This is a genomic window from Streptomyces sp. NPDC093065, from assembly GCF_044754585.1.
Taxonomy (GTDB): Bacteria; Actinomycetota; Actinomycetes; order Streptomycetales; family Streptomycetaceae; genus Streptomyces.
In genome coordinates this window covers 1-17,904 of the sequence record NZ_JBIVPJ010000012.1, presented here as the reverse complement: position 1 = coordinate 17,904, position 17,904 = coordinate 1, and the positions used below count along the sequence as shown (strand labels likewise).

Sequence of the window (17,904 nt, the reverse complement as noted above, 5' to 3'; positions counted from 1 at the left end):
CGCTCAGCAGCCGGTGGCGCTGCCGGTGCCGTACCGCGTCCGACGACCGCGTCGTCGAACAGTGGCGTCAGACGGTGACTTCATGGGCGTACGGCGGTTCCGCGCCCGCGCGGGAACAGGTGACCGCCGCCGCGCGGGCGGCGAAGCCCAGCAGCCCGGCCCAGCCGTCCGCACCCAGGGCGGCCACGGCCGCGTCGCCCAGGGCATCCCGTTCCGCGAGGCCGTGCAGCAGTGCCGCGTTCACCGTGTCGCCCGCGCCGATGGTGTCCACCACCTCGACGCGCTCGCCCGGCACCGTGTACTCGCCCCCGTCACGGGTGAACGCCGTCAGCCCGTCGCCGCCCCGGGTGACCACGACCGCGGCCGGGCCCGCCGCGAGCCACTCCCGGGGCGTGCCGCCGAGCCACTCGGCGTCCTCGGCGGACAGCTTCAGCAGCGACACCGACGGCAGCCAGCTCTTGAACCTGGCCCGGTAGGCGTCCGGGTCCGGAATCAGCCCGGCCCGGATGTTCGGGTCCAGGGCCGTGAACACGCCCCGCGCGGCCGTCTCGCGCAACAGCTCCCCGTACGCGCTCGCGCCCGGCTCCAGCACCAGCGAACAGGTCCCGAAGGAGACGGCCCGCGTGCCGGGCGGCAAACCCGCGGGCAGCGAGAACAGCCGGTCGGCCGTCCCGTCCACGTAGAAGGTGTACGCCGCCGAGCCGTCCACGTCGAGTGAGGCCACGGCGAGGGTCGTCGGCTCGGTCCCGCGCTGCACCGGCGAGACGTCCACGCCGGTCTCGCGCAGCCGGTCGAGGAGCGCCTCGCCGAAGGCGTCGTACGACACCCGGGAGCAGAACGCGGCGGCCGATCCCAGGCGGCCCAGGGCGACGGCGGTGTTGTACGGACCGCCGCCGAGCGCGGGCCGCAGCGCGGCGAGGGCACCCGTGCCCTGCGGTACCAGGTCGATCAGTGCCTCACCGGCGACGACGATCACGGGAGGGTCCTTTCGTGGGCCTTGGCATGGGCTCTTCCGGACGGCCGGAGAACCGCCCGGGCTGCGCGGCGCAGCCGCAGGAGGTGCGGTGGACGAAGGAGCAGGGCAGCCGTACGGTCCGCGCGGGCCGGTCCGGCTCGGCGAGGCGGTCGAGCAGCAGCCGTACGGCCCGCGCGCCGATGTCCCTGCTGGGCTGGGCGACGGCGGTGAGCCGGGGCGAGAAGAGGTCCGCCCAGGCGAAGTCGTCGAAACAGCACAGCGCGAGGTCTCCGGGCACGGACAGACCCCGCTCACGGACGGCGCGCAGGGCGCCGATGGTCATCGCGTTGTTGGCGGTGACCAGGGCGGTGGGCGGCACCGCCAGGGACAGCAGTCGCGCCGTGGCCCGTTCACCGCCCGCCGCCTCGGAGTCGCCGTGGACCAGTAGCCGCTCGTCGTGAGGGAGCCCGGCGGCGGCGAGGCCGTGCCGGTACCCGGTGATCCGCTCGCGGGTCGTGCTGAGGCCCGGCCGGCCCGCGACCAGGCCGATCCGCCGGTGGCCCAGCCCGGCCAGGTGGTACACCAGTGCGGTCGTCGGCTCGGCGCCCTCGGCGCAGACCTGGTCGAAGCGCGGGGCGCCCTCGGCGTCCGGCACGTCGACGACCCGGTCGAGGAACACGGCCGGCACCCGGTGGCGCGTGAGGTAGGCGACGAGGTCCCGGGGGTCGGCGGAGGGCGCGACGATCATGCCGTCCACGCGCCGCTCGTGCAGCAGCTGGACGACCTTGCGCTCGTGCCCGGGGTCGTCGTGCGGATCGGCGATGAGCAGGCCGTAACCGTGTTCCAGGGCGCCGGCCTCGACGCCCTGGAGAATCTCCGTGAAGTACGGGTTGCTGATCGCGGACACCGCGAGCCCGATGGAGCGGGTGCGGGAGGTCACCAGGGAACGGGCGAGGGTGTTCGGGGTGTAGCCCAGCTCCTCGACGGCGTCGAGCACCGCCCGGCGGGTGTGCGGCAGCACCGGGCGGGTGTCGTTGAGCACGTGCGAGACGGTCGCCACGGAGACCCCGGCGCTCCGCGCGACATCGGCCATGGTCGGCACCGCCACACCCCCTTCGCCCACGGTCGCGTTGGCCGGACCGTACCCCATGCGCCATGGGCGCGTAAACGCTTGCGCAAGCGTTTACGCACGCCGGTTCACGACGTCCGCCGCGGGCCGCCCGGCACGCCACCCGGCCTGCGGAACCGCCCGGCCGGCCCGATATCGTCGCCGTGCGGCGCACCCCGCCCCGCCCCGACCAGTGGAGACCCCCATGCCCGGCCGCCCCGCCCCGAGTCGCCGTACCGTCCTGCGTTCGGCGGCCGCCACGCCCGTCGCCGGACTCGGTCTGGCCGCCTGCTCCCCGGGCGACGACGGCGCCGCCCCGGCCAGGCCGACCGCACCCGTGGACCTCGGCGCGGACGGCGAGGTCGCCAAGGGCGCGACCAAGCTCTTCCCGGACGGGAACGTGGTGGTCAGCCGGGCCGGGGACGGCTCCCTGAAGGCGTTCAGCACGGTGTGCACGCACGCGGGCTGCCCCATCAAGAAACTGGAGGGGACCAAGCTCGTCTGCGGCTGCCACGGCAGCGAGTTCGACGCCCGTACCGGCGAGGTGCTGCACGCCCCCGCGACCGTGCCGCTCATCGAGCTGCCGGTCGAGGTGAAGCAGGGCCGGATCGTCGCGAGCCCGGGGACCTGACCGGCGGGGCCGGCGTCCTACTCCCAGTCCCAGCCGATCCCCAGCATGCCCGACCTGACCCGCGGCTCCACCAGGTGCACCGAGTGGTGCCGCCCGCTGAGCGCCAGCTCCTGCCGGCCGCCGCGCGGTGCCGCCGGGGAGTGCTGCGTGAACCGGTGGCAGCGCACCGGCAGGGCCGCGGCGTCGAACCGCACCTGGAGCGCGTACTGCCCGCCCGCCGTACCGAACCCGCGGACGTACTCGCGCGACACACCGGCCGTGCCGTCCTCGACGCCGTAGCGGAAGAGATGGGTGTCGCCGACCCCCAGCCGCGTGTCGAAGAGCAGCTCGGTGACGAGCAGACCGGTCTCGTGGTGGACGCGCACCCGCCCCGTGCGGCAGTTCTCCAGGGCGTGGACGGTCATCCGCGCGGGGACGCACCCCGGATCGCCGTAGTGGACGGCGAGGAAGCGGTCGACGCCGTCCCGGTGGGCGCGGACGATGAGGTGCGACTCGCGCTCCGCCAGCTCACGGCCCGACCCGACACGGATCCGTTCGTGGTGCCCGAGGGTGTGCACCCCGCCGTCCGGAGACGGGTGTCCCAGTTCCGTCAGCAGCCCGTCCAGGACGCCCGAGGCAGCCAGATGGGCGCGGTAGGAGCGGCCGGCGGGCCGCCGGTCCGCGGCCTCCGAGTCGGCGAGCAGGCGTATCAGCGACTCCTCGGGCAGCTGGAGTATCTCCTCCAGGGCCCGCACGGCCCGCAGGGACTCCGGACGCTGCGGACGCCGGGCACCCTGCTGCCAGTAGCTCAGACTCGTGACGCCCACCTTCACCCCGAGGCGCGACAGATGGTGCTGCACGCGCTGCAGCGGCAGTCCGCGGGCGGCGATCGCCGCACGCAGCGCGACGTGGAAGGGGCCACAGCGCAGGGCCGAGTCGAGCTGAGCGGTGGCGACGTCCGCGTGCTGTGTGGCGTGCGGCATGCAGGGGCCCTTCTGTGAAGTTCACGACGGCTGGTCAGACCGTCGACACGGATCGGCCGGGGCCGCCCCCGGTCGCGGTGCAGAGCTCTTCACATCCGTACGCCGCGCTTCAGGCCCCGAGTCCCCCCGCATTGAAGCGTGTTGCCCAAGTCCCGACAACACCTGACGCCCGACCGTCACGCGCTCCTGGCCGAGAACGCACCGGCCCGCCCTCCCGGGGGCCACCCGCCGTGACCGTCCGGTCCCGCACCGTCTTCCCCGGCCCTTCCCCCGGCTGCCCGCGGTCCTCCCCGGCGGCTGTCCACAGGGGGTCCGGCCCGTCGTCCACAGCCCCGCCGAAGTGTCGGTCCGCGCCAGTAGGGTGTGAGTCATGGCCGACCCCTCCAGCTACCGCCCCAGGCCGGGAGAGATCCCGGACTCCCCGGGGGTGTACAGGTTCCGTGACGAGCACCGCCGGGTGATCTACGTCGGAAAGGCGAAGAGCCTGCGCCAGCGCCTGGCGAACTACTTCCAGGACCTGGCGCACCTGCACCCCCGCACCCGCACCATGGTCACCACGGCCGCGTCCGTGGAGTGGACGGTCGTGTCCACGGAGGTCGAGGCACTGCAGCTGGAGTACTCCTGGATCAAGGAGTACGACCCCCGGTTCAACGTCAAGTACCGCGACGACAAGAGCTACCCCTACCTCGCGGTGACGATGAACGAGGAGTTCCCGCGCGTCCAGGTGATGCGCGGCCACAAGAAGAAGGGCGTGCGCTACTTCGGGCCCTACGGCCACGCCTGGGCGATCCGCGACACGGTCGACCTCCTGCTGCGCGTCTTCCCGGTGCGCACCTGCTCCACGGGCGTCTTCAAGAACGCCGCCCGTACCGGCCGCCCCTGTCTGCTCGGCTACATCGGCAAGTGCTCCGCCCCCTGCGTCGGCCGCATCACGCCCGACGACCACTGGGACCTGGCGGACGAGTTCTGCGACTTCATGGCCGGCCGCACCGGCACCTACCTGCGCCGCCTGGAGCGGCAGATGGCCGACGCCGCGGAGGAGATGGAGTACGAGCGGGCGGCGCGCCTGCGCGACGACATCGGGGCCCTGAAGAAGGCGATGGAGAAGAGCGCGGTCGTGCTCGCCGACGCCACCGACGCCGATCTGATCGCGGTCGCCGAGGACGAGCTGGAGGCCGCCGTCCAGATCTTCCACGTGCGCGGCGGACGCGTGCGCGGCCAGCGCGGCTGGGTCACCGACAAGGTGGAGGAGATCACCACCGGCGCCCTCGTCGAGCACGCCCTCCAGCAGCTGTACGGCGAGGAGAGCGGGGACGCCGTGCCCAAGGAGGTCCTGGTCCCCGCCCTGCCCGACCCGGTCGAGCCCGTCCAGCAGTGGCTGACCGAGCGCCGCGGGTCGGGTGTGTCGCTGCGCATCCCGCAGCGCGGCGACAAGAAGGCGCTGATGGAGACCGTCCAGCGCAACGCCCAGCAGGCCCTCGTCCTGCACAAGACCAAGCGCGCCTCCGACCTGACCACACGCTCGCGCGCGCTGGAGGAGATCGCCGAGGCCCTCGACCTCGACAGCGCCCCGCTGCGCATCGAGTGCTACGACATCTCGCACCTCCAGGGCGACGACGTGGTGGCCTCCATGGTCGTCTTCGAGGACGCACTGGCCCGCAAGAGCGAATACCGGCGGTTCCAGATCAAGAGCTTCGAGGGACAGGACGACGTCCGTTCCATGCACGAGGTCATCACCCGCCGCTTCCGCCGCTACCTCGCCGAGAAGGAGAAGACCGGCGAGTGGGCGGACGGCGAGGGACTCACCGACGGCGAGCAGCGCACCGACGGCGAAGCCGGCACGGAGGGCGGCACGGCCCCGGACGACGGCGAGGCGCTCACCCAGGGTCCGGCGCTCAAGGACGACGACGGCCGGCCCAGGCGCTTCGCGTACCCGCCGCAGCTCGTCGTCGTCGACGGCGGACAGCCACAGGTCGCGGCCGCCCAGCGGGCTCTCGACGACCTGGGCATCGACGACATCGCCGTGTGCGGTCTCGCCAAGCGCCTGGAGGAGGTCTGGCTGCCCCGCGAGGACGACCCGGTCGTCCTGCCCCGCACCAGCGAGGGCCTCTACCTGCTGCAGCGGGTGCGCGACGAGGCCCACCGCTTCGCGATCACCTACCAGCGCGCCAAGCGCGCCAAACGCTTCCGCGCCGGCCCGCTGGACGACGTGCCCGGCCTGGGGGAGACCCGCAAGCAGGCGCTGATCAAGCACTTCGGTTCGGTGAAGAGGCTGAGGGCCGCGACGATCGACCAGATCTGCGAGGTGCCCGGCATAGGCCGCAAGACGGCCGAGACCGTCGCCGTGGCGCTGGCCGGGGCCACCCCGGCCGCGCCCGCCGTGAACACGGCGACCGGAGAGATCATGGATGACGACGACGGGGCACCCGAGACGACGGCGGATGCCCCGGGGGAGCCCGTGTCCGCGGGCACCCCGGACGAACGACGGGGGCAGGAGAGATGACCGAGCACGAGGCACGGACCGCAGCGGAACGAGAACAGGCACAGCCCGCGGCCGAACAGGAACAGACGCGGCGCACAGCGGAACGAGAACAGACCCGCAACGACGGAGCACAGGTGAGTACGGGCAAGGAAACAGCCGGGGCGCACGAGGCGGCCATCCCCGAGCTGGTGATCATCTCCGGCATGTCCGGGGCCGGCCGCTCGACGGCCGCCAAGTGTCTGGAGGACCTGGGCTGGTTCGTCGTCGACAACCTCCCGCCCGCGCTGATCCCCACGATGGTGGAGCTGGGCGCCCGCTCCCAGGGCAACGTGGCCCGCATCGCGGTGGTCGTCGACGTCCGCGGCCGGCGCTTCTTCGACAACCTGCGCGAATCGCTCGCGGACCTCGACGCCCGCGGCGTCACCCGCCGGATCGTCTTCCTGGAGTCCTCCGACGACGCCCTGGTGCGCCGCTTCGAGTCGGTGCGCCGCCCGCACCCCCTCCAGGGTGACGGCCGCATCGTCGACGGCATCGCCGCCGAGCGCGAGCTGCTGCGCGAGCTGCGCGGCGACGCCGACCTGGTGATCGACACCTCCAGCCTCAACGTGCACGAACTGCGCGCCAAGATGGACGCCCAGTTCGCCGGCGAGGAGGAGCCCGAGCTGCGGGCCACGGTGATGTCCTTCGGCTTCAAGTACGGCCTCCCCGTCGACGCCGACCTCGTCGTCGACATGCGCTTCCTGCCCAACCCGCACTGGGTCCCGGAGCTGCGCCCCTTCACCGGCCTCAACGAGGAGGTCTCGAGTTACGTCCTCAACCAGCCGGGGGCCAAGGAGTTCCTCGACCGCTATGCCGAGCTGCTGCAGCTGATCGCCGCGGGCTACCGTCGGGAGGGCAAGCGCTATGTGACCGTCGCCGTCGGCTGCACCGGCGGCAAGCACCGGTCCGTGGCCATGTCGGAGAAGCTCGCCGCCCGGCTCGCCGCCGAGGGCGTGGAGACGGTGGTCGTCCACCGGGACATGGGACGGGAATGACAGGAGAATGACAGGACGTACTCCGCGGCTGAGCAGGCTGCGCCGGGTGGTGCCCGAGGGCCGCGGCGGCAGACCCGCCGACGCCCGCGCCGCCCGGCCCGAACACGCGCGCGGCGCCAAGCCGCGCCGCCGGGGCGCCCAGCCCAAGGTCGTCGCCCTCGGCGGCGGCATGGGCCTGTCCGCCTCGCTCGCCGCACTGCGCCGGATCACCGGCGACCTCACCGCCGTGGTCACCGTCGCCGACGACGGCGGCTCCAGCGGACGCCTGCGCGACGAGCTGGGCGTCCTGCCGCCCGGCGACCTGCGCAAGGCGCTGGCCGCGCTGTGCGGCGACGACGACTGGGGCCAGACCTGGGCCCGCGTCATCCAGCACCGCTTCCAGTCCCAGGGCGACCTGCACGAGCACGCGGTCGGCAATCTGCTGATCGTCGCCCTGTGGGAGCAGCTCGGCGACCACGTCCAGGCACTGGACCTGGTGGGCAAGCTGCTCGGCGCGCACGGCCGGGTGCTGCCCATGTCCGCCGTCCCGCTGGAGCTCCAGGCCCTGGTCAGGGGCCACGACCCGGAGCGGCCCGACGCGGTGGACACCGTACGGGGACAGGCCACCGTGGCGCTCACACCCGGCGAGGTGCAGTCCGTGCACCTGGTGCCCAGCGACCCGCCGGCCGTCCCCGACGCGGTCGACGCCGTCCTGGACGCCGACTGGGTGGTCCTGGGCCCCGGCTCCTGGTTCTCCTCGGTCATCCCGCACCTGCTCGTGCCGGACCTGCTGGACGCGCTGGTCGAGACGAAGGCGCGCCGGGTGCTCTCGCTGAACCTCGCCCCGCAGCCCGGAGAAACTGAGGGCTTCTCACCGCAGCGTCATTTGGAGGTTTTGGGACGACACGCCCCTAAACTCGCCCTGGACGTGGTGCTGGCCGACGAGGCCGCCGTGCCCGACCGTGACTCGCTCACCGACGCCGCGAAACGGTTCGGCGCCGCGGTCGAACTGGCTCCGGTCGCCCGGACCGACGGGACCCCGAGGCACGACCCGGAGCTGCTGGCCGCCGCGTACGACCGTATTTTTCGGATGCATGGAAGGATCGGCCCATGGCGATGACGGCAGCGGTGAAGGACGAGATCTCCCGGCTCCCCGTCACCCGGACCTGCTGCAGAAAGGCGGAGGTCTCCGCCGTCCTGCGGTTCGCCGGCGGCCTTCACCTGGTGAGCGGGCGCATCGTGATCGAGGCGGAGCTGGACACCGCGCGGGCGGCCCGCCGGCTCAAGCAGGACATCCTGGAGATCTTCGGGCACAGCTCGGAGCTGATCGTGATGGCGCCGGGCGGGCTGCGCCGCGGTTCGCGTTACGTCGTACGGGTGGTCGCGGGCGGTGACCAGCTGGCCCGGCAGACCGGCCTGGTGGACGGCCGGGGCCGCCCGATCCGGGGTCTGCCGCCGCAGGTGGTCTCGGGGGCCACTTGCGACGCCGAGGCCGCCTGGCGCGGAGCCTTCCTGGCGCACGGCTCGCTCACCGAGCCCGGCCGCTCCTCCTCCCTGGAGGTGACCTGCCCGGGTCCCGAGGCGGCGCTCGCCCTGGTCGGCGCCGCCCGCCGGCTGTCGATCCCCGCCAAGGCCCGCGAGGTGCGCGGCGTCGACCGGGTGGTGGTCCGCGACGGCGACGCGATCGGCGCGCTGCTCACCCGGCTCGGCGCGCACGACTCGGTGCTGGCCTGGGAGGAGCGCAGGCTGCGGCGCGAGGTACGCGCCACCGCCAACCGGCTCGCCAACTTCGACGACGCCAACCTGCGCCGCTCCGCCCGCGCGGCCGTCGCCGCCGGGGCCCGCGTCCAGCGCGCGCTGGAGATCCTCGCCGACGACGTGCCCGAGCACCTCGCCGCCGCGGGCCGGCTGCGCATGGAGCACAAGCAGGCCTCCCTGGAGGAGCTGGGCGCCCTCGCCGACCCGCCGCTGACCAAGGACGCCGTCGCCGGACGCATCCGCCGACTGCTGGCCATGGCCGACAAGCGGGCCTCGGACCTCGGCATCGCCGGCACGGACGCCAACCTCGGCGAGGAGGAGATGGCCGACAACCTGGTCGGCTGAGCGAGACCGGACCGAGGACGGCCGGTGACGCAGCCCCCTCGAACGCGACCGCCAACACGCCGGTGCCGACGCCCACTTGGGTGACCGGCACCGGCTTTCGCGTGTCCCTGCCGCGCTCTTGACTCGATCATGGGCTGTCATGAGCCTGGCATCTGTTCGCCGCCGTGGCGGACCCAGGCCTGTCGGACAGGCCCCACCCAGGGGGTTTCATGAGACGAAGAGCGAGATCGATCCTCGCCGTCGGCGCGCTCCTGATCGGCGGAGCGGGCTTCGCACCCGTCGCCCAGGCACAGCCCGCGGACCCGGCGACCCCGGACGCGAACGAAGTGAAGGTCTTCCGCGCCGACGTCACCAAGGAGCAGGTACCCCTGCTGCTGGCCGCCGGACAGGACGGCCACGAACTCGGCGAGCAGGTACCCGACCGCGGTACGGCCGCCGTCGAGCTCTACCTCACCGGGAAACAGGCCGGCACCCTGGAGAAACAGGGCGTCGACCTCACCGAGCACACCCTGTCCGCCCAGGCCCGGAAGCGGGTCGCGAGCGCCGCGGACGGCGTCTTCCGCCCCTACAGCGGCAGCGGCGGCCTGCGCGAGGAGATCCTGCGCACCGCCCAGGAGAACCCCGCGCTCACCAAGGTCGTCTCCATCGGGAAGACCGTGAAGGGCCAGGACATCCTGGCGCTCAAGCTCACCAAGCAGGCGAAGAAGACGAAGGACGGCTCCAAGCCCTCCGTCCTCTACATGTCCAACCAGCACGCGCGCGAGTGGATCACCCCGGAGATGACCCGGCGGCTGATGCACCACTACCTGGACAACTACAAGAAGGACCGGCGGATCAGGAAGATCGTCGACTCCACCGAGCTGTGGTTCGTCCTGTCGGCCAACCCCGACGGCTACGACTACACCTTCGAGAGCACCGAGAACCGCCTCTGGCGCAAGAACCTGCGCGACGTCAACGGCGACGGCGTCATCGGCACCGGCGACGGCGTCGACCTCAACCGCAACTTCGCCTACAAGTGGGGCTACGACGACGAGGGCTCGTCCCCCAACCCCACCAGCGAGACCTACCGCGGCGCGAGCCCCGGTTCCGAGCCCGAGACCAAGGCGCTGGACGCCTTCCAGAAGCGGATCGGCTTCACGTACGGCATCAACTACCACTCCGCCGCCGAACTCCTCCTCTACGGCGTCGGCTGGCAGGTGGCCACCGGCACCCCGGACGACGTCCTCTACAAGGCACTGGCCGGCACGCCCGACGACTCCGCGATCCCCGGCTACCACCCGCAGGTCTCCTCGGAGCTGTACACCACCAACGGCGAGGCCGACGGGCACGCGGCCAACGTCAACGGGATGGCGATGTTCACCCCGGAGATGTCGACCTGCCAGACGGCCTCCGACGTGGACCCCGACGACCAGTGGAACGCGCGGGACTGCCGGTCGGGCTTCAACTTCCCCGACGACGAGAAGCTGATCCAGCAGGAGTTCACCAAGAACATCCCGTTCGCGCTCTCCGTCGCCGAGACCGCCGCCCACCCCGACCGGCCGTCCTCCTCGGTCGGTCTGGACGCCGCCGACTTCACCCCGGCCCCCTTCACCACCTCCTATGCGCGCGGCGCCGACCAGGACGTCTCCGTCGTCGTCCGCAAGTCCGTGCGCGACAAGGAGCTGAGGTACCGCGTCAACGGCGGACGCACCCACCACACGGCGCTGCGGCCCTGGCGGGGCGGCGAGACCTACGGCGGCGAGGACAACCTCTACTTCGACGAGTACCGGGCCGAGGTCGGGGGCGCGGGCCCCGGCGACCGCGTCGAGGTCTGGTTCAGCGGCCGGACGCCGCGGGGAAGCCACGACCGGAACGGCAAGCGCACCGAGAGCGAGCACTTCACGTACAAGGTCGCCGAGCGGCCCCGCGCCGACGTCCTCGTCGTCGCCGAGGAGGGCGCGAAGGCCACGCAGACCCGGACGTACGTGGACGCGCTCAAGGCCACCGGCCACCGCGCCGCCGTCTGGGACGTCGCCACGCAGGGCGCTCCCGACGCGCTCGGCGTCCTCGGCCACTTCGGCACCGTCGTCCACTACACGGGCGCCGCGGTGCCCGGCAACGCCACCCAGCTCCAGCTGCGCGCCTTCCTGAACGAGGGCGGCAAGCTGATCGAGGCCGGTGAGCAGGCGGGCGGCGACGTCGACCTCGGCGGCGGCACCCTGTCCGACGACTTCAGCCAGTACTACCTGGGCGCCTACACCCGCACCGCCACCTCCGGCGCCACCGGCTTCACCGGCTCCGGCAGGCTCGCCGAGGCCGGCGGCACGCTCGGCGACGCCCCCGGCAACCCGCTGGACGCCGCCGGCGCCTACAGCGTGACCTCTGACGAGCTGGACCCCGGCACCTACCCGCAGTTCGCGAGCGCGGGCGCCGGCGAGTTCGCCGGGACGGTCAACCCGTACGGGCCCTACGCGGGAGAGTGGATGGCCGCCGCCGTCCACACCGACGACGCCTACAAGCGCCTCACCCGCACCGTCGACCTCACCGATGTCACCGCCGCCGACCGCCCCACGCTCCGCACCCAGCTGCTGTGGGACACCGAGCGCGGCTACGACAACGCCCTGATCGAGGCGCACACCACCGGCGCCGACGACTGGACCACGCTGCCCGAGGCGAACGGCGCCACCGGCACGGCCGTACCCGCCGAGTGCGCTGCCGGGTTCTACCTGGCCGGGCACCCCTGGCTCGGGCACTACCTCACCCTGACCGACGACGGCTGCACCGCGACCGGCACGACCGGCCGGTGGAACAGCCTCACCGGCTCCTCCGGCGGCTGGAAGCAGGTCGAGTTCGAGCTGAGCGCCTACGCCGGAAAGTCCGTCGAGCTGTCGATCGCCTACGTCACCGACCCGGGCAGCGGCGGCCGGGGCGTCCTGGCCGACGAGGCCTCCCTGGTCGTCGGCGGCACGGCGACGCAGACCGAGGGCTTCGAGAGCTCGCTGGGCGCCTGGCAGGTCTCCGGACCGCCTGAGGGCAGCCCCGCCGTCCTGAAGGACTGGACCCGCACCGGGACCCTGTTCCAGACCTACGGCGCGGTCACCACGGACGACACCGTGCTGCTGGGATTCGGCCTGGAGCACCTCTCCGGACCGGCCGCCCGCGCGGCACTGGTCCGGCAGGCGCTGCGTGCCCTGGACGAGTGAATTCCGGTACGCGGGGGACTGACACGGTGTAGCGAAATCGGGTGATCGGTCCCCGTCGCCCAGGGCGGTCCGTACCCCTACTGGCGGGTACGGACCGCCCTGCCGGGTATGGGCCGTCTCGATGTCACCCCCGACGCCGTGGAGAGGTAGGGTCGGAGGTGGTCGGGGACATCCCAAATACAGCTCGCCGGCACATCGGGCCGGCGTACCAACGAGGAGATCGGTTCGTGACGATCCGCGTAGGCATCAACGGCTTTGGCCGCATCGGTCGCAACTACTTCCGCGCGCTGCTGGAGCAGGGTGCGGACATCGAGATCGTGGCTGTCAACGACCTGGGTGACACCGCGACCACCGCCCATCTGCTGAAGTACGACACCATCCTCGGCCGCCTCAAGCAGGAGGTCACGCACACCGAGGACACCATCACCGTCGACGGCAGGACCATCAAGGTCCTCTCCGAGCGCAACCCGGCCGACATCCCGTGGGGCGAGCTGGGCGTCGACATCGTGATCGAGTCGACCGGCATCTTCACGAAGAAGGCGGACGCCGAGAAGCACATCGCGGGTGGCGCGAAGAAGGTCCTCATCTCGGCCCCGGCCAAGGACGAGGACATCACCATCGTGATGGGCGTCAACCAGGACAAGTACGACCCGGCGAACCACCACGTCATCTCCAACGCCTCCTGCACCACCAACTGTGTGGCGCCGATGGCCAAGGTCCTCGACGAGAACTTCGGCATCGTCAAGGGTCTGATGACGACGGTGCACGCGTACACCAACGACCAGCGCATCCTGGACTTCCCGCACAAGGACCTGCGCCGCGCCCGCGCCGCCGCGGAGAACATCATCCCGACCACCACGGGTGCCGCCAAGGCCACCGCGCTGGTCCTGCCGCAGCTCAAGGGCAAGCTCGACGGCATCGCGATGCGCGTCCCGGTCCCCACCGGCTCGGCCACCGACCTGGTCGTGGAGCTGCAGCGCGAGGTCACCAAGGACGAGGTCAACGCCGCGTTCAAGAAGGCCGCCGACGGCGGCGACCTCAAGGGCTTCCTCTTCTACACCGAGGACCCGATCGTGTCCTCGGACATCGTCGGCGACCCGGCCTCCTGCACCTTCGACTCCTCCATGACGATGGTCCAGGACGGCAAGTCGGTGAAGATCCTCGGCTGGTACGACAACGAGTGGGGCTACTCGAACCGCCTCGTCGACCTCACGGTCTTCGTCGGCAACCAGCTCTGATCGACTTCAGCAAGGCACCTCGATGCGGTAGCAGGGCTCGGGCAGCGCAAGGTCGCGCTGTCCGGGCCCTGCGTCGCGTCCGCTGCGACCAGCCCTCGTAGGATCACGAGCGATCCGAGAACCCAGGAGCCCTCTTGAAGACGATCGACGAACTGCTCTCCGAAGGCGTCGCGGGCAAGCGCGTCTTCGTCCGCGCCGACCTGAACGTCCCGCTGGACGGCACCACCATCACCGACGACGGCCGCATCCGCGCCGTGGTGCCCACCGTCAAGGCGCTGGCCGACGCGGGTGCCCGCGTGATCGTGGCCTCCCACCTGGGCCGCCCCAAGGGTGCCCCGGACCCCGCCTTCTCCCTCGCCCCGGCCGCCGCCCGCCTCGGTGAACTCCTCGGCGCCGACGTCGCCTTCGCCGAGGACACGGTCGGCAGCTCCGCCGAGGCCGTCGTCTCCGGCCTCGCCGACGGCCGGGTCGCCGTCATCGAGAACCTGCGCTTCAACGCGGGCGAGACCAGCAAGGACGACGCCGAGCGCGCCGCCTTCGCCGACAGGCTCGCCGGCCTCGCGGACGTGTACGTCGGCGACGGCTTCGGCGCGGTGCACCGGAAGCACGCCTCCGTCTTCGACCTGCCGAAGCGGCTGCCGCACTACGCCGGGTACCTCATCGCCACCGAGGTCGGCGTGCTCAAGAAGCTGACCGACGAGGTGAAGCGCCCGTACGTGGTCGCCCTCGGCGGTGCCAAGGTCTCCGACAAGCTCGCCGTGATCGACCAGCTGCTCGGCAAGGCCGACCGGCTCCTCATCGGCGGCGGCATGGCGTACACCTTCCTCAAGGCCAAGGGGCACGAGGTCGGCATCTCCCTGCTCCAGGAGGACCAGATCCCGGCGGTCAAGGAGTACATCGAGCGCGCCGAGAAGAACGGCGTCGAACTGGTCCTGCCCGTCGACGTCCTGGTCGCGCCCGAGTTCCCCGACCTGAAGACCAAGGCTCCGGCCAACCCCACCACCGTCGCCGCGGACGCCATCCCGGCCGACCAGGAGGGTCTGGACATCGGTCCGGAGACCTGCACGCTGTACGCATCGAAGCTCGCCGACGCCGGCACCGTCTTCTGGAACGGGCCCATGGGCGTCTTCGAGCACCCCGACTACGCCGAGGGCACCAAAGCGGTCGCCCAGGCCCTCGTCGACGCCCCGGGCTTCACCGTGGTCGGCGGCGGCGACTCCGCCGCGGCCGTGCGCACGCTCGGTTTCGACGAGAACGCATTCGGCCACATCTCGACCGGCGGCGGCGCCTCCCTCGAATACCTCGAGGGCAAGACGCTCCCCGGCCTCGCCGCACTGGAGGACTGACCCCGATGACCACCCGCACGCCGCTGATGGCGGGCAACTGGAAGATGAACCTCAACCACCTGGAGGCCATCGCCCACGTCCAGAAGCTCGCCTTCGCCCTCGCGGACAAGGACTACGACGCCGTCGAGGTCGCCGTCCTCGCCCCCTTCACCGACCTGCGCTCCGTGCAGACCCTGGTCGACGGGGACAAGCTCAAGATCAAGTACGGTGCCCAGGACATCTCCGCGCACGACGGCGGCGCCTACACCGGCGAGATCTCGGGCCCGATGCTGGCCAAGCTGAAGTGCGCGTACGTGGCCGTCGGCCACTCCGAGCGTCGGCAGTACCACGCCGAGACCGACGAGATCGTGAACGCCAAGGTCAAGGCGGCCTACAAGCACGGCCTGACCCCGATCCTGTGCGTCGGCGAGGAGCTGGACGTCCGCGAGGCGGGCAATCACGTCGAGCACACCCTCGCCCAGGTCGAGGGCGGTCTGAAGGACCTCCCGGCCGAGCAGGCCGAGACCGTCGTGATCGCCTACGAGCCCGTGTGGGCCATCGGCACCGGCAAGGTCTGCGGCGCCGACGACGCCCAGGAGGTCTGCGCGGCGATCCGCGGCAAGCTCGCCGAGCTGTACTCCCAGGAGCTGGCCGACCGGGTCCGCATCCAGTACGGCGGCTCCGTCAAGTCCGGCAACGTCGCCGAGATCATGGCGAAGCCCGACATCGACGGCGCCCTGGTCGGCGGCGCCTCGCTGGACTCGGACGAGTTCGTCAAGATCGTCCGATTCCGCGACCAGTAGCCGGCGCCCGGTCGGGAGGCAGATCGACCAGTGAGTATGCGCTAGCGGCGATACGTCGTACCCTTGCGGGGGCATGGTGGTGTGCTGTCACCGTGCCCCCGTCGTTCATCCGAATCCGAGGAAGTTGGTCCAGCCGTGGTTTTGGGGTTCTCGATCGCCCTGATCGTCTTCAGCCTGCTGCTGATGCTGCTGGTGCTGATGCACAAGGGGAAGGGCGGCGGTCTCTCCGACATGTTCGGTGGCGGCATGCAGTCGTCCGTCGGCGGCTCCTCGGTCGCCGAGCGCAACCTCGACCGGATCACCGTGGTGGTCGGTCTGTGCTGGTTCGCGTGCATCATGGTGCTCGGCCTGATCATGAAGGCCAACAACTGACCGGTCGCACCGACCCTTCACACACTTGTGCACGTAAAGCCCCATGTTCGGTACGCGCCCCACGGCGCCGCCTATCATGGGGCTTGCGTCTGAGCATCGGAGCTTGTAACTCCAATCACTGGACGCGCGTTGGGCCTTACGTAGACTGAGGCGCTCGCAGCGAAGCGAAACGCCGACTCGCTTCGCGGCACCATCACGCAGGGAGTTACGACCGTGGCAAGTGGCAACGCGATCCGGGGAAGCCGGGTCGGGGCGGGGCCGATGGGCGAGGCCGAGCGCGGCGAGTCCGCGCCGCGTCTGCGCATCTCCTTCTGGTGCTCCAATGGACACGAGACACAGCCGAGCTTCGCGAGCGACGCCCAGGTCCCGGAGACCTGGGACTGCCCGCGCTGCGGCTTCCCCGCCGGACAGGACCGGGACAACCCGCCCGACCCGCCGCGCACCGAGCCCTACAAGACCCACCTCGCGTACGTGCGCGAACGCCGCAGCGACGCGGACGGCGAGGCGATTCTCGCCGAGGCACTCGCCAAGCTGCGCGGCGAGATCTAGTTCCGTCTCCGTCGGACGCCTTCACTCCTGATCATCTAGGTTGGAACAGCTGTACAGCCGGGACAGCTGGGACACCCCAAGGAAGAAGGCTGACGTCCGACATGAACGCAGACGGCCGTACCAGGCTCCACCAGACGCCCGAATGGGCCGCGCTGGCCAAGCACCGCGAGCAACTCGGTGACGTGCGGCTGCGCGAGCTGTTCGCCGCCGACCCGGGGCGCGGCACCGGCTGGACGCTCCGCGTGGGAGATCTGTACGTCGACCACTCCAAGCACCTCGCCACCGACGAGACCCTGCGGTTGCTGCGTGAACTGGCCGCCGCCACCGAGGTGTTCGGGCTGCGCGACGCCATGTTCCGCGGTGAGCGCATCAACGTCACCGAGGACCGGGCCGTCCTGCACACCGCGCTGCGGGCCCCCGGGGACGCGGTGGTCGAGGTCGACGGCGAGAACGTCGTGCCCAAGGTGCACGCCGTGCTGGACAGGATGGCCGGCTTCGCCGACCGGGTCCGCTCCGGCGAGTGGACCGGCCACACCGGCAAGCGCATCAAGAACGTCGTCAACATCGGCATCGGCGGCTCGGACCTGGGCCCCGCGATGGCCTACGAGGCGCTGCGGGCCTTCACCGACCGCTCCCTCACCCTCCGCTTCGTCTCCAACGTGGACGGCGCCGACCTGCACGAGGCGGTCCGGGACCTGGACCCGGCCGAGACGCTGTTCGTCATCGCCTCCAAGACCTTCACCACCATCGAGACGGTCACCAACGCCACCTCCGCCCGGACCTGGCTGCTGGACGCCCTGGGCGACGACGCCGCCGTCGCCAGGCACTTCGTGGCGCTGTCGACCAACGCCGGGAAGGTCGCGGACTTCGGCATCGACACGGCCAACATGTTCGAGTTCTGGGACTGGGTCGGCGGCCGGTACTCCTTCGACTCGGCCATCGGGCTGTCGTTGATGATCGCCATCGGCCCGGACCGCTTCCGGGAGATGCTCGACGGCTTCCACCTGGTCGACGAACACTTCCGCACCGCCCCCGCCGAGTCCAACGTGCCTCTGCTGATGGGCCTGTTGGGGGTCTGGTACGGCAACTTCCTGGGCGCGCAGTCGCACGCGGTGCTGCCGTACTCGCACTACCTGTCGAAGTTCACCGCGTACCTCCAGCAGCTGGACATGGAGTCCAAC

15 protein-coding genes are annotated in these 17,904 nt (G+C 71.5%); 12 read left to right on the top strand and 3 right to left on the bottom strand.

Annotated elements, in window-relative coordinates; translation table 11 throughout:
* Positions 1-67 precede the first annotated feature (67 nt).
* Together ACIQFU_RS21175 and ACIQFU_RS21170 are read right to left on the bottom strand one after the other, a co-directional pair.
* The gene (locus tag ACIQFU_RS21175) at positions 68-976 is read right to left on the bottom strand and encodes a carbohydrate kinase (protein WP_402553471.1); all 909 of its coding nucleotides are present in this window, start codon (positions 974-976) and stop codon (positions 68-70) included.
* Complete coding sequence (locus ACIQFU_RS21170; protein WP_402553748.1) at positions 957-2,057, bottom strand: LacI family DNA-binding transcriptional regulator; 1,101 nt, start codon at positions 2,055-2,057, stop codon at positions 957-959. The genes ACIQFU_RS21175 and ACIQFU_RS21170 overlap by 20 nt, the downstream gene beginning before the upstream one ends.
* Before the next feature lie 211 nt (positions 2,058-2,268).
* Here ACIQFU_RS21170 and ACIQFU_RS21165 point away from each other — a divergent pair, with 211 nt between their 5' ends.
* Positions 2,269-2,694 carry a Rieske 2Fe-2S domain-containing protein gene (locus tag ACIQFU_RS21165; protein ID WP_402553469.1) on the top strand — a complete coding sequence of 142 codons (426 nt, stop codon included), beginning with the start codon at positions 2,269-2,271 and terminating at the stop codon, positions 2,692-2,694.
* A gap of 17 nt (positions 2,695-2,711) precedes the next feature.
* Here ACIQFU_RS21165 and ACIQFU_RS21160 read toward each other — a convergent pair whose 3' ends face one another.
* Entirely contained in the window at positions 2,712-3,656 is a 945-nt protein-coding gene (locus ACIQFU_RS21160) for a hypothetical protein (protein WP_402553468.1), read from the bottom strand.
* A 370-nt stretch (positions 3,657-4,026) separates the two neighbouring features.
* Between ACIQFU_RS21160 and uvrC the strand changes: the two genes are divergently transcribed.
* From uvrC to pgi, 11 genes are all read left to right on the top strand, one after another.
* A complete protein-coding gene (uvrC, locus tag ACIQFU_RS21155) occupies positions 4,027-6,159 on the top strand; it encodes an excinuclease ABC subunit UvrC (RefSeq protein WP_402553467.1) in 2,133 nt (710 codons plus the stop codon).
* A complete protein-coding gene (rapZ, locus tag ACIQFU_RS21150; RefSeq protein ID WP_402553465.1) occupies positions 6,156-7,172 on the top strand; it encodes an RNase adapter RapZ in 1,017 nt (338 codons plus the stop codon). The genes uvrC and rapZ overlap by 4 nt, the downstream gene beginning before the upstream one ends.
* Positions 7,173-7,179: 7 nt before the next feature.
* Entirely contained in the window at positions 7,180-8,271 is a 1,092-nt protein-coding gene (gene yvcK, locus ACIQFU_RS21145; protein WP_402553462.1) for a uridine diphosphate-N-acetylglucosamine-binding protein YvcK, read from the top strand.
* On the top strand, positions 8,262-9,254 hold the full coding sequence (whiA, locus tag ACIQFU_RS21140) for a DNA-binding protein WhiA (protein WP_402553461.1): 993 nt from the start codon (positions 8,262-8,264) through the stop codon (positions 9,252-9,254). The genes yvcK and whiA overlap by 10 nt, the downstream gene beginning before the upstream one ends.
* 209 nt (positions 9,255-9,463) lie before the next feature.
* On the top strand, positions 9,464-12,436 hold the full coding sequence (locus tag ACIQFU_RS21135) for a M14 family zinc carboxypeptidase (RefSeq protein ID WP_402553459.1): 2,973 nt from the start codon (positions 9,464-9,466) through the stop codon (positions 12,434-12,436).
* 227 nt (positions 12,437-12,663) lie between these two features.
* Positions 12,664-13,674: a type I glyceraldehyde-3-phosphate dehydrogenase gene (gene gap, locus ACIQFU_RS21130; protein WP_402553457.1), complete on the top strand. Its 1,011-nt coding sequence runs from the start codon at positions 12,664-12,666 to the stop codon at positions 13,672-13,674.
* 134 nt (positions 13,675-13,808) lie between these two features.
* A complete protein-coding gene (locus ACIQFU_RS21125) occupies positions 13,809-15,020 on the top strand; it encodes a phosphoglycerate kinase (protein WP_402553455.1) in 1,212 nt (403 codons plus the stop codon).
* Between the two features lie 5 nt (positions 15,021-15,025).
* A complete protein-coding gene (gene tpiA / locus ACIQFU_RS21120) occupies positions 15,026-15,802 on the top strand; it encodes a triose-phosphate isomerase (protein ID WP_402553453.1) in 777 nt (258 codons plus the stop codon).
* Positions 15,803-15,937: 135 nt separating this feature from the next.
* A complete protein-coding gene (secG, locus tag ACIQFU_RS21115; protein ID WP_402553452.1) occupies positions 15,938-16,174 on the top strand; it encodes a preprotein translocase subunit SecG in 237 nt (78 codons plus the stop codon).
* 213 nt (positions 16,175-16,387) lie between these two features.
* Positions 16,388-16,723 carry an RNA polymerase-binding protein RbpA gene (locus tag ACIQFU_RS21110; protein WP_003976875.1) on the top strand — a complete coding sequence of 112 codons (336 nt, stop codon included), beginning with the start codon at positions 16,388-16,390 and terminating at the stop codon, positions 16,721-16,723.
* 101 nt (positions 16,724-16,824) lie between these two features.
* A partial coding sequence (pgi, locus tag ACIQFU_RS21105; RefSeq protein WP_402553450.1) for a glucose-6-phosphate isomerase occupies positions 16,825-17,904 on the top strand: 1,080 nt, incomplete at its 3' end.